Consider the following 12,915-nt stretch of genomic DNA (forward strand, 5'->3'; position numbering starts at 1 on the left):
CCATTTCCCCCGTTACTCGATAATATTTTCCAAACCATATACTAGTACTTCTAGGGACATAATAGTTTCGACTGATAGCTTCACTCCTGACATGAAGCTTGCTCGATTGTAAGAATCGTGTCTGATTGTCAAGGACTGTCCTTCTCCACCAAACATAACCTCTTGATGTGCAACAAGACCTGGAAGTCTGACACTATGTATACGGATTCCGTCTTTGGTTTCAGCCCCTCTTGCCCCTTTGATTGTTTCTTCTTCCTCAGGATGGCCTTGACGTTTCGGCTCCCTTGTTTGTGCTATCAATTCAGCTGTCTTGATTCCGGTTCCAGACGGTGCATCCAACTTTCGATCATGATGCAATTCGATGATTTCCACGTCCTGAAAATGCTTCGCTGCCATTTGCGCAAATTTCATCATCAGTATCGCTCCCACGGCAAAGTTTGGAGCAATGATGACCCCGGTTTTTTTCGATTCGGCAAGTTCCGATAATTCTTGAAGCTCCTCTTCATTAAATCCCGTCGTACCGACAACAGGACGAATTCCATACTCAAGTGCAAGCTTTGTATTGATTTTTCCAATTTCAGGTGTGGTGAGATCTATCAGAACATCCGCTTCCACTTCTTGAAAGCATTTTTCCGGATCGCTATAGATGGGTGCCTCAATGGAAGGAAACCCATCAACCTCAGAAAGCATCCTCCCGTCGTTCACCCTATCCAGACACGCCACTAATTGAAAATGATCTACATTATGTATTAAATCAACCGCTTCACGCCCCATGCGTCCACGCGGTCCAGCCAGTATAATCTTAATGTTGTCCATTATTCCTCTTCCTCCTCAATTCGTGTCCATCTATCTTTGTCCCGCGTCTGAAATTTTTCCATCACACGGTCGTGCGCTTCTTGTAAATCTATATTCAAAGAATTGGCGAAGCAAATCATGACAAACAGCATGTCACCTAACTCTTCCTCTACCGTATTCTCTTTTTCTGTACTCTTTTTTGGCTTTTCACCATAATAGTGGTTGATTTCCCTGGACAATTCCCCGAGTTCCTCCGTCATTCTCGCAAGCATCGCAAGAGGACTAAAATAGCCTTCTTTGAACTGGGAGATATACTTGTCCACTTCCTGTTGCATTTGTTGCATCGTCTTCTCACTCATACATGTCACCTCACTTTATCATGTTAGCTAAAACCCTATCATTTGACAAATGTTTGAGCTTGACAGAAGAATCTGTTTGAAATGGAACCGATGATTCCTCCTGTCGATTAGGTGCAAGGTGAGAGACTCCAGCAGCAGGAGGTAGTGGTAGATTGAGACCTCGGAAGCGTTGTGAGGAGGCTCAAGCATCGCCCTCTGGATAAGCGAACACCTGGAACGAAAATTGACAGGAGGTTATACCTATTCAAACTAAAACCCATTTACTTCTCTTCTCCCTGTCTATTATAATGGAGAGGCTGTAAACTATCTAGGTCTTGGAGGTTCACCATGTTAAAAGGCTTAAAAATCAAAAATATCACCTACATATTAATTGGTTCTGCCATCTTCGCATTTGGTTTAGTAAACTTTAATATGCAAAACAATCTTGCAGAAGGCGGCTTTACAGGTATTACCCTACTTTTGTATTTTCTTTTTAGATTTGACCCTTCCTACACAAATCTTTTGCTGAACATCCCGATATTTTTTATCGGCTGGAAGCTTCTCGGAAGGAATACGTTCTTCTATACACTAATCGGTACGTTCAGTTTGTCGGTTTTCTTATGGATTTTTCAGAGGGTTCCGTTAATGTTCCCGCCCCTTGAAGATGACTTGACGTTGGCTGCTTTGTTTGCCGGGGTGTTCATCGGAATTGGATTGGGCATCATTTTCAGATACGGAGGAACGACAGGTGGGGTCGATATCATCGCTCGCCTGGCTCATAAATATATCGGATGGAGTATGGGGAAGGCTATGTTCCTGTTTGACGCAGTGGTCATAGTATTGTCACTCATCATGTATCTTACCTATCAGGAGGCTATGTACACGCTTGTCGCAGTATTTGTAGCAGCGCGTGTTATAGACTTCATGCAGGAAGGTGCATATGCTGCTAAGGGGGCAACCATCATTTCCGATAAGCATGAAGAGATCGCTTCTAAAGTCCATCAGGAAATGGACCGCGGGGTTACCATCCTGCGTGGGCAAGGTTCTTTTTCAAAGGTGGAGCGCAATGTCCTTTACTGTGTAGTTGCGAAAAACGAGTTGGTCAAGCTTAAAAATGTCATTACCTCCGTTGATCCACACGCGTTTGTAGCGGTCAGTGATGTGCATGATGTGCTTGGCGAAGGGTTTACATTGGATGAGAATAAGAATCCGGTGGAGCGGTAAGTTTTCTGCGGTTGGCTGACTGTTTCTTGCTTGTAAAAGGCCTTCATCGAGGTGATGAAGGCCTTTTCTCTTGGAAAAATCACTTAAGATTGTCTTCATGATTGTGATGAAGACAATTCTAATTGGAAAACTTGCTTGTGATTGTCTTCATGCTCGAGATTGTCTTCATGACCCTTAGGATGACAATTCTAACAGCTAAATCCTCTCGAGATTGTCTTCATGACCCTTAGGATGACAATTACAACCACAAAATCCGCTCGAGATTGTCTTCATGTGCCTTAGGATGACAATTCTAACCGCAAAATTCGCTCGAAATTGTCTTTATGACCCTTATGAAGATAATTACAACCATAAAATCCCTCGAGATTGTCTTCATGACTCTTATGAAGACATTTACACCCATAAAATCCGCTCGAGATTGTCTTCATGACCCTTATGAAGACAATTACAACCACATAATCCACTTGAAAATGTCTTCATCCTTCAAATGTTCCCCTTACAGCCAAAAAGCAGCCCCTAAAAGGGCTGCTCCATAAAATCATCTACCTATCCTATTCCCGACTTCCCAAATAAATCAGGATAAATCTAGTCAACTCCGCCACAGCCACAGCTGCTGCTGCAACATATGTCAACGCGGCCGCATTCAATACTTTCTTTGTTTCACGTTCCTCATAGTTATTGATGATCCCAAGTGATACTACTTGGTCCATTGCCCTGTTGGAAGCGTCAAACTCCACTGGCAGTGTGACAAGTTGGAACAATACCGCAGCTGCCATAAAGATGATCCCAATAAGGATCAGGTTGCTTGCTCCAAAAATAAGCCCAGCGAATATAAGGAAAAACGACATATTCGAACCAAGACTTGCCACAGGTACAAGCGAATGGCGGAATCGCAAAAACGCGTAATCCTGATTATCCTGAATGGCATGGCCCACCTCATGGGCTGCTATCGCTGCACCAGCGATGGAATTTCCGTGATAGTTATGAGAGGACAAGCGTATCGTTTTCGACCTAGGATCGTAGTGATCAGTCAAATGTCCCCTTGTTTCCTCCACATTCACATCGTAAATCCCATTATCATGTAATATTTTTCTTGCGACCTCTGCTCCCGGCATTCCTGAAGAGGAGGCAACTTTGGAGTATTTTTTATAAGCGCTTTTGACCCTTGACTGTGCCCACAATGGGACAATCAGCAAGATAGCGAAATAGATCAGATACATTCCTAATCCCATTAGTAAGTCCCTCCTTAGCGTAAAATCCGCTAAATTTAGTCTTCCTATTAGGATTATTTTATTTGTTCTTTTTTATCCCTGTCAATCTTTAAGCTTCTTCCGCATCTCCAGCTTTTTGGCACCGAGGTATTTTCGAAAGCCTACATAGGACAGTGTCAGCAAAATAAAGCTTCCAGTGGAAATCATCACCCATAAAAGCGATGGATCTGTTTCATCCTCCTTTAATTCCTTAAAGAGGGCTTTCAGGTCTGCTTCAATGACTTCCATGTCATCGAATTCTTCACTATGGGAAAGTAATGCTTGTCTATTTTTATCCAAATAATCTATATGGGCATCAACCTTTTGGATGTGTTCAGGTTTGACATCCAATCGGATACTTGGATGGATCATATCGTATTCAAGCAATAGACGTCTATACAACTGTTCATAGGACTCACTATCCCGTGTGTCAACAGAATCTTTCAGTTGTTGAAACGTCATCACCATTGTGTCTTCCATCTCCACCCACATTGGCTGGTGGTGAGATGTCATAGCGTCCACTGCCAAGCGTAATCTTATAACCGCCCTCACCTTCTCCTCGTGCGGCAAGGTAACATCACTAAGGGAACTAAGGGATTGCTGATGTGCAACCGAAATGATTCGCACCTCACTCATTGGTATTTGCTGATTTCCGACCATAAGCTTGGTAAATTCATCAGAAAATATATCAAGCAGATTATGGGCCTCCACATATCTTTCTGTTCTTACAAGCTGAAGGGCATCATCCATGATGAAATTTAAAGCAAACGGCTGAAGTGGTTCATGAGAGTGTGCCTTTATTGCGGTAGGAAATATAAGTAGTAATAGTAGTATGGCAATAATAAGATTTTTTGCTTTCATCGCTTGTCCCTCCCATATTCTCTACTACATGTTATGAGAGGGAGGACAAGGTTAGAACATTAATCCAACGATATCTTCATCCTGTTTTTCCTTAACGAAAAATAATACGCGACCGCAATGGAAAATATGCTAAGCCAGAATGTAAAATAGCCTATTTGTGGTAAATATTTCATGAGACTGCCGTACCAAGGCATCATTTTGAATACATAGTCGATAATATCATTATGTAAAGTCCAAATCCCTGCTACGACAAGATGCCCTAATTTAAAACGATAATATGGGCTATATAATATGCCTTGCACAGCCATCGCACCATGGGAAACAATCAGCATATAGCCTTCTATCGGCAAATAGCCCGTTTCCATCAGTGTTAAAATATTCATCACGACTGCCCAGATCCCATATTTCACAAGCGTTATTATCGCTAAGGCTTCAAAAAGCCTGAAATTCTTTTTCAAAATAAAGCCTAGCAGCACAAAACAGAAAAATAGGCTGGCAGTGGGGCTATCAGGGACAAATATAAGAAAGATGGTTGGTGTTTGTTCCAGTTGATACCCATACCAGATATAACCGTAAATGGTTCCTAACACATTGATGATTAATACCAACCATAGCATTACTGGTGTTTTAAGAAGGTGTATAAACCAAGTTAACATGATATTTCCTCACTTTTATCGATAGATGCTTCCATTATACAAAAAAGCTGGCTAAATTAGCCAGCTTTCTCATTATTCTGCTTCCGCAGCAAGTTCGTTCATTTCAACTAGGTAATCAGCAAGGACTTGAAGCTCTTCGTCCGATCCTTGGAATTGCCCAGCAGGCATCGTTCCAATACCATTGACTGCAATATCTTTATAGTCGTCAGCAGTTAATTCCTCGTGGTGTCCGAGTAATGAAGGTGCCAAGCCCGGGTTACCTTGTAGGTTATCACCATGACAGGACAAACAGCTTGCTTGTAGAAGCTGGTATCCTTCTGCTTCTTCATCTATTTCTATTGCTAACTCATCCGTGATTTCCCCTTGCTCTGCAGCAGCTTCCCAGTCATGAGAATCTACAGACTGCCAAGTCAAGAAGAAGATGGATGCGATACCTAAAAGCATTAAACCTGTTGCAATTGGACGTTTACTTGGGCGACGCTCTGGTCCTCGATCAAGGAAAGGAGCTAATAATAAAGCACCAAACGCAAGACCTGGCATGATCATTGCACCGATTACAGTGTATGGTCCAGCTGCATAACGATATTTAAGTAGTTCATATAAGAATAAAAAGTACCAGTCTGGTAATGGGATATACGCAGTATCAGTTGGATCTGCGATACGCTCTAGAGGCGGCTCATGAGCGACGGTCAAGCATAGGAATGCGATTAGGAAAACCGCACCGACCATCCATTCTTTCAATAAGAAGTTCGGCCAGAATGCTTCCGTTTTACCAGGAAACTCTGAGTAATCTTTTGGGATGTTAGGTTTTCGTACTGCTGGGACACGGGAGTCTCCAACAAACTTCATACCTTTTCCTCTATGCATATAGGTTCCCCTCCTTTGTTATCAGTAATAATGAAACTTATAGCGGTCCTGAAATACCTTGCTTACGGATCATGACAAAGTGAGCTCCCATCAATCCGAATAGGGCAGCCGGCAAGAAGAATACGTGAATCGCAAAGAAACGAGTCAAAGTTTGTGCACCGACAATTTCAGGGTGTCCAGCAAGTAATGTCTTCACTGCATCCCCGATGATCGGTGTTGCTGCAGCAATCTCAAGACCTACTTTTGTAGCGAATAACGCTTTCATATCCCAAGGTAATAGGTAACCTGTAAAACCAAGCCCTAACATGACGAAGAAGATAAGTACTCCCACGACCCAGTTAAGTTCACGAGGTTTTTTATATGCACCTTGGAAGAAAACACGTAGTGTATGTAAGAACATCATTACGATAACCAAACTTGCTCCCCAGTGATGCATACCGCGAACAATTTGACCGAACGCTACTTCATTTTGAAGATAATAAACGGATTCCCACGCATTTTTTATATCCGGAACATAATACATTGTCAGGAACATACCTGATAATACCTGGATGACGGTTACGAAGAACGTCAATCCACCGAAACAATAAACGAATGCGGAGAAGTGATGTGCTGGGTTTACGTGTTCAGGTACCTCGTGGTCAGCGATATCGCGCCACATCGGCGTAATATCTAATCGTTCGTCAACCCAGTCATAAATCTTATTTAACAATTATTACGCCTCCCCTTTAGGTTTCGCGCTACCTAGATATACTTTTCCATCTTCCACTTTGTGTTGGTACACATCAAGTGGAGCAAGTGGTGGAGTATTAGGTACGTTGTCACCATTTTTTTCATACAAGCCGTAGTGGCATGGACAGAAGAATCTGTTAGGATTTGCTTCGTCGGATGCCCAGTTCACCGTACAGCCTAGATGTTTACATACAGGTGATAAAGCAATTACATCACCATTTTCGGATTTAAAAATCCATGCAGATCTTGGTTCTTCGGATTCGTACCATGCATCAACTTGATCGATTTTAAAGTCAAAACGTTCTGGTTCAGTTGTCAATTCACTCTCTTCACAAACATAAACCATTTCTTGGTCTGCACCAGCTTTCAAAACTGGATCAATTGCAAAACGGACCATTGGCATCAGCATACCTGCTGCCATGAAACCGCCTACACCAGTAAGGGTATAGTTCAAAAATTGACGTCTAGACACGCGATGGTTTTTCTCGCTCATTGTTTTCCCCCCTCTATAGAAAGAACTAAGTCCATACGGACAGTAGATGATAACACATAGAAAACTAGGACATTCTCATGATATATCAATCTTGTCCCAAGGTCAATAATCTCCTGACCCGAAAAAATGGCAAGGTTGTGACTTATTTCAGATACTTTGAAAATATTTTCTTTTTTCTATTGCTTTTTTAATATCATTTTGCTTATAAGGGTCCCTTTGGGGGTATTTTGTGCAATTTATGGCACTTTTAGTCCTGCCATTTTTGAATGAACATTGGAAGTAGTTGATTCATTTGATCCTGTATGATTTTCTTTTTGTACTTTTCTTCCATATCCTCCAGTGGGATCGCAGGCAACCAAACTAGTTTCCCTACAAGCTCCTGTTCAGACTGGCTCCAGGAAGCGTCGGACGTCATAAGAAAAACATGTTTAATATTATCTTTTTTAATATGTAGACTTAAATTATTTAGTTGGTTGACTTTGTTCTCCGGTAGGTCTGATTCGACATAGGTGTAAGGCGGCAATAATATTACTCTCCCTTTAAACTGTCTTTCTAATTCATAACTTAGTATGTTTATGTATTCTCCATGGGACGCGATGGTTTTAATGTTTTCACTAAAGCTGATTGGAATGAGGGGAATGATGACGGTATCAATATATTCTTTTGCTTGTACGTATTGCGAAATATCTTTGCTTGTCCATTTCATGAGTGATTTTCAGCTCTTTCTTTTGTGGATTTATACTCGTCCTTTAAATATAGATATTATCTATGGAGAGGTCAAATATTTAAATGTATATACTTTACGACATAAAAAATACCCCAACCTACATGGCTGGGGTCAGTTGCTGACAAGTTATGAACTTATTATAGAATTAGCCTTTAATTGTTGATCTCCTTTGCTGGAGCTTCGCTTTCCGTGGGATGACCTTGAGCATTTTTGGGCTGCGCCCTGCGAGATCTCAAGTTTGTAGCTATCCCCCGCTGGAGTCTTTGCTCCTTCCACTACGATCAACTAGGTTATCGTTATTCAAAGATATTTTTTATATCTATAACCTCTTCAATTGACTTGTCAATTTCCGAAATGCCTCTTCGTCCTGGCGATCAAGGGCATCGTCAATCATTTTAAGCAGTTTTTCTTTTTGGAAGGTATAGATGGACTCCTCTAGCATCCGTTCTGCGAGGATCCGGTCCTTCTCATTGAATTGGGACTGCTTTGGCATGAAAGGATTATCTTCCAACACCGCAGCATATTGCGGCGAGTGATAAACAGAACGGAAGTTCAATTGGATGTAGATGTCCTCATCTCGATTGAGTCTGATATCATGAAAGGACTTTTCAGCGTCCGTTGTCATGACATTTTCTTTATAGAACCTGAATGGCACTTCTTCTACACAATGGGTTGACATGATAATACCGCGTGGGCAAAATTGGGCTTGCTCGACAAAGTGAACTTTCTTCATTAACTGGTCATGACTCATCAAATAGTTTAAAATCCATACACATTCACGTCTTTTTAACTGATAGTTTCCCAAGAACCACCTTATAAAGTCCTTCTTCTCGTTGACAGATACAGGGGTAGCCACAACTATCGTCCCTCCTCTGCGTAGAATATTCCCTACTCTTGTAAATTTAAATACAGATCCTGCAACTCTATGTTGGTTGGGTCTAGTTGTATTAGTTTCTCAAAAAGCGGCTTTGCTTCTTCTCGTTTCCCTTCCTCTAATAAAAAGTGCGCATAATCATAAAGGAAGCTGCTGTCATCTTTAAAAGAAGTATATGCATGACGGTAATGGTTTAATGCATCAGAATATCTTTCTGTCTTTTGGTAAGCGACAGCCAGGTCCCACTCGTACTGAGGATCTGTTTCACCAAAGTTGATAAGTTCTTTTAGGCAGTCTATAACATTTTCATAGCGCTCTTCCTGCAAGAAGATTTTCGTTAGTGTTAAAGCTGCTTCTACATAACCTGGATCAATGGCAATGGCTTCCCTTAACAATTTTTCGGCTTCATCTACATTCTGTTGCTTCATTGCCACCTTTGCTCCATAAACCTGCAATTCTTTGTTATATTCATTTACTGCCAAACCTTCTTTTGCAACGCCCAGGCTGTCTTCCAATAATCCTTCATGCTCATATGCTTTTGCAAGATACAGATAAAGAGAGGAGTATTCATAATCCAATTCTTTTACCTGATTAAGTTTTTCGATACTTGTCTTGAAATATCCTGCCTGAAAAGCGGTAAAACCGTATTGAAATAATACGTCAATTTTCAACTCTTTTTGCAGAGCCTGGTCGAAATAAGACATTGCCTCTTCAAATTGGCCTGTGGCACTGTAGCATTCCGCCAATCTTTCTTGCAAGGAGAAGTCTAGTTCATCTGCATGGGGAAGGACTGTTTGATAGAATGGAATGGCTTTTTTATAATCACCTTGGGACAGATATACTTCTCCAAGTGCCAGACTGATGATCGGTTCATTAGGAGCAATCTTTTTTGCAGCAAGCAATTTCTGCTCACTCACTTCGTATAATCCCTGTGCCTGATAAAGATCTGCCAAAAGAAGCAGGGACTGTACATAAACATTGTCCTCTTCCGAAATATTTTCAAGCAAGCCCATGGCTTCGTCCTCTTCATCAAGATCGATGTGTACTTCCGCCAAAGAAATGATCAGATCCGATTCATTCGGAAATTGGAAGAGAAGGTTCTTGAAAAGTACCTTGGCATCTTCAAGCATTCCCAGTTGCTGATAGATCTGGGCAGTCTGGAACAGGTCTTCTTCGCCGAGCTTTGTTTCATTTTCTTTTAATAAGGAAAGTCCTTTTTCGATTTCTCCATTATCTATTAATTCTAAAGCTTGATCGATTACTGTGTAAGACAAAATACTACTTCCCTTCATTTTAAAATCCTAGAGTACCGCCGGAAACAGCATTTCTCTTTTTTAAACTTTGGCTCTGTTAAACACCGCTGTTGATTTCCGCAAACGGCTTCGCTTATCCAGAGGGCGACCTTGAGCCTCCTCAGGCTACGCCCTGCGGGGTCTCAAGATTGTCGCTATCCCCCCCGCAGGAGTCTTTGCCTATTGCTCCAGTCAACAGCTAGGTTGCTGCAAAAATAAACCGGATGCTTTAACAGAGCCTAAACTTTATCGTTCAGCAAGAAATGTCCGGGCATTGTCACCGTACATTCATTACCAAAACCGGGCCGGAATAAAACATCCTCGCCAACTCTGATAATGGTACCTTTATGAACTGTAACTTCTGGAATATGACTATCATAATCCAGATTTTCAATTGTTTCAATAATATGGCCTTCTGGCGACATATAAAGATTATAGTCTAATTCTCCACCCACCCTCAATTCTCCTTTAGTTGGATAGATACCAATTTTCATGAGGAGGTCCAAATCAAGGGGCTTTCCCGCTTCCGGACAATGGATTGAATGAGACAACCTCTCTTCTTTCATAATTATTTTCCACTCCTTTTTCTTCTTCGCTTTCTTGGAGGAAGAAAGGTTCTGCCAACACGGCAGAAAGGTTATCGGGAACTGATAAAGGCTATCCTTGACCCAGCCCCATGGAATGGATGAAAGTTCACTATTATCCTCTAATTGCAGAAAAACAGCCGGGATCTTGTTGCGCCTGCATTGTCTAACAAAGGAAGAAGTCAGTTTTTCTAGAGGAATTCTTACGGAAAAATAATAATCTATCGGGCTGTTCAATAAAGTGGTCCTGGCTTTTCTGAGAGCGGGCAAAAGGTCTTGTTCTCGTTGGATGGTTACCAAAGAGAGAAGGGTTGTACAGCCTTTTTTCAGATAGTTCTCAGTGATGCATTGCTTGAAGTCTTGAAAGGGCATCTGTTCAAGGTCATCTACAATCATGACATGACCGGGTGTCAGCACATAAGGGGAAACATCCATTCTCATGGACCGCGAATTCGTAAAAGGTCCTTCTTTCATATAATGGACTTTATTGTTTTTCACGAGTATGTTGCTTTTGAGGAGTGAGTTATTGTTCTTGACCATATTTGCTGCTTCCATAATATATTCCATAGCATCCCCCTCTTACTTTCGTCTTAAGACAAGCTATGCTAGTGAAGGGGGATATATTCTATGTACTTGATGATTGATTGTAAGAAAATATTGGGGGATCGCTAGTTAACCGCTATACCCCCTGGCGGTACCATTTTCGATTTTGGGCGATATTTCGAATTTACGGGCGATTTTCAAGACTTATGGGGTGATACTTTCAGATTCCAGGCGAAACGCGTTAATCACCCCGCCCAAAACTCTCTTTAAACCCCCACCTTCTAGCTGTTGCGTTCCCCAAGTCAAGGTTAAAGCAAATAAACGAGGCCCAAAAAATGGACCCCGCACACTTGCCAAGAGTAACCCTATCGTTCCCCTCTTCTCAAACTCTCCATATGCTCAAAGAAGCTTGGGTAGGAAACGTTAATTGCTTTATCATTTTGAAGAATTGTCTCTCCGTTCGCAATCAAGCTTGCAATGGCTCCCATCATGCCTATCCGGTGGTCTCCGTAACTATCAAGGGTGCCGCCATGCAAGTTTGTTTTGCCTTTTATAATCATGCCGTCCTCTGTTGCCTCTATATCTGCTCCTAGTTTTTTCAACTCGTTCACGACCGTATCGATACGATTTGTTTCTTTTACCTTCAGCTCTTCCGCTTCCTTGATGATTGTTGTTCCTTCCGCTTGCGTCGCCATCAAAGCGATGATTGGCACTTCATCTATTAACCGCGGAATGATGTCGCCTCCAATTTCCACTCCTTTAAGTTCTGAAGTTTCCACTGTAATATCGGCATATGGTTCCGGTCCATCCTCTACAACATTGGTATAGGAAAGGCTCGCCCCCATATTCTTCAGCACTTCTAATATACCTGTTCGAGTAGGGTTTAACCCGACTCGTTGCAACGTTACCTTGCTGTGTGGCACAATCGCTCCAGCCACTAGGAAGAATGCAGCTGAAGAGATGTCGCCAGGAACGACAATGTGAAGGCCGGAAACCAACTCTTGACCGCCAGCTACACTTACCTTGCCGCCTTCCTCTTCTGTAACTTCCACACCAAATGCCCGTAGCATCCTCTCCGTATGGTCACGTGATTTAAATGGCTCTTTGACGCTTGTAACCCCTTCTGCCTGCAACCCTGCCAAAAGTATGGCGGATTTCACTTGTGCGCTTGCCACAGGTGACACGTAATCAAGACCGGTTAAACCTCCACCCTGAATTGAGATTGGGGTGAAATTGCCATCCTGGTTCCCTTGTATCCTTGCTCCCATATCACGCAATGGAACAGTAACCCTCTTCATTGGTCTTTTGGCGATAGACTCGTCCCCTATCAGCACAGAGTGAAAAGGTAAGCCAGAGAGAATACCCATCATCAACCTGGCTGTTGTTCCTGAATTTCCTACATCCAATATTTCTGATGACTCTCGAAGTCCCTTCAATCCGTTTCCATATACCGTCACATTGGAACCGTCCTGTTCGATCTTCACGCCAAGTTTGGAGAAACAACTGATTGTACTTAGACAATCATCACCTGGAAGGAAATTTTCCACTGTTGTTTTGCCTTCAGCCATGGAACCGAACATGACGGAGCGGTGAGATATCGATTTATCTCCTGGAATCTGTATGGTTCCTTTCAACCCACTTGCAGTACCTGTAAGTTTTTTCATTACACTCTCTCCTAA

The 12,915-nt window shown here is 42.1% G+C and carries 14 protein-coding genes; 1 reads left to right on the forward strand and 13 read right to left on the reverse strand.

All coding sequences use genetic code 11. The features are described 5' to 3' along the window. Positions 1-12 precede the first annotated feature (12 nt). Together dapB and MKY77_RS14040 are read right to left on the reverse strand one after the other, a co-directional pair. Complete coding sequence (gene dapB, locus MKY77_RS14035; protein WP_339146482.1) at positions 13-816, reverse strand: 4-hydroxy-tetrahydrodipicolinate reductase; 804 nt, start codon at positions 814-816, stop codon at positions 13-15. After that, positions 816-1,154: a nucleotide pyrophosphohydrolase gene (locus tag MKY77_RS14040; protein WP_339146483.1), complete on the reverse strand. Its 339-nt coding sequence runs from the start codon at positions 1,152-1,154 to the stop codon at positions 816-818. The genes dapB and MKY77_RS14040 overlap by 1 nt, the downstream gene beginning before the upstream one ends. A 327-nt stretch (positions 1,155-1,481) precedes the next feature. Here MKY77_RS14040 and MKY77_RS14045 point away from each other — a divergent pair, with 327 nt between their 5' ends. Next, on the forward strand, positions 1,482-2,357 hold the full coding sequence (locus MKY77_RS14045; protein WP_339146484.1) for a YitT family protein: 876 nt from the start codon (positions 1,482-1,484) through the stop codon (positions 2,355-2,357). Between the two features lie 551 nt (positions 2,358-2,908). Here MKY77_RS14045 and MKY77_RS14050 read toward each other — a convergent pair. From MKY77_RS14050 to aroA, 11 genes are all read right to left on the reverse strand, one after another. Then, complete coding sequence (locus MKY77_RS14050) at positions 2,909-3,589, reverse strand: zinc metallopeptidase (RefSeq protein WP_339146485.1); 681 nt, start codon at positions 3,587-3,589, stop codon at positions 2,909-2,911. An 81-nt stretch (positions 3,590-3,670) separates the two neighbouring features. Further along, on the reverse strand, positions 3,671-4,468 hold the full coding sequence (ypjB, locus tag MKY77_RS14055; RefSeq protein ID WP_339146486.1) for a sporulation protein YpjB: 798 nt from the start codon (positions 4,466-4,468) through the stop codon (positions 3,671-3,673). Positions 4,469-4,527: 59 nt separating this feature from the next. After that, positions 4,528-5,124: a DUF1405 domain-containing protein gene (locus MKY77_RS14060; protein ID WP_339146487.1), complete on the reverse strand. Its 597-nt coding sequence runs from the start codon at positions 5,122-5,124 to the stop codon at positions 4,528-4,530. Between the two features lie 72 nt (positions 5,125-5,196). Next, positions 5,197-5,991 (reverse strand): c-type cytochrome, encoded by a 795-nt coding sequence (locus tag MKY77_RS14065; RefSeq protein ID WP_339146488.1) that lies wholly within the window; start codon positions 5,989-5,991, stop codon positions 5,197-5,199. A 37-nt stretch (positions 5,992-6,028) separates the two neighbouring features. Further along, a complete protein-coding gene (locus MKY77_RS14070) occupies positions 6,029-6,703 on the reverse strand; it encodes a cytochrome b6 (RefSeq protein ID WP_047968947.1) in 675 nt (224 codons plus the stop codon). 3 nt (positions 6,704-6,706) lie between these two features. Next, positions 6,707-7,216 carry a ubiquinol-cytochrome c reductase iron-sulfur subunit gene (locus MKY77_RS14075; protein ID WP_339146489.1) on the reverse strand — a complete coding sequence of 170 codons (510 nt, stop codon included), beginning with the start codon at positions 7,214-7,216 and terminating at the stop codon, positions 6,707-6,709. A gap of 247 nt (positions 7,217-7,463) precedes the next feature. Beyond that, positions 7,464-7,922: a YpiF family protein gene (locus tag MKY77_RS14080; RefSeq protein WP_339146490.1), complete on the reverse strand. Its 459-nt coding sequence runs from the start codon at positions 7,920-7,922 to the stop codon at positions 7,464-7,466. Between the two features lie 340 nt (positions 7,923-8,262). Further along, positions 8,263-8,799, reverse strand: coding sequence for a ReoY family proteolytic degradation factor (locus MKY77_RS14085; RefSeq protein ID WP_063560683.1), 537 nt, complete (start codon positions 8,797-8,799; stop codon positions 8,263-8,265). 32 nt (positions 8,800-8,831) lie between these two features. Continuing rightward, complete coding sequence (locus tag MKY77_RS14090) at positions 8,832-10,109, reverse strand: tetratricopeptide repeat protein (protein WP_342515362.1); 1,278 nt, start codon at positions 10,107-10,109, stop codon at positions 8,832-8,834. 239 nt (positions 10,110-10,348) lie between these two features. Beyond that, entirely contained in the window at positions 10,349-11,260 is a 912-nt protein-coding gene (locus tag MKY77_RS14095) for a hypothetical protein (RefSeq protein WP_339146492.1), read from the reverse strand. A 341-nt stretch (positions 11,261-11,601) separates the two neighbouring features. After that, positions 11,602-12,900: a 3-phosphoshikimate 1-carboxyvinyltransferase gene (gene aroA / locus MKY77_RS14100; protein WP_339146493.1), complete on the reverse strand. Its 1,299-nt coding sequence runs from the start codon at positions 12,898-12,900 to the stop codon at positions 11,602-11,604. Positions 12,901-12,915 lie beyond the last annotated feature (15 nt).

It is taken from the genome of Sutcliffiella sp. FSL R7-0096, assembly GCF_038595065.1.
In the GTDB taxonomy this organism is placed as follows: domain Bacteria; phylum Bacillota; class Bacilli; order Bacillales; family Bacillaceae_I; genus Sutcliffiella_A.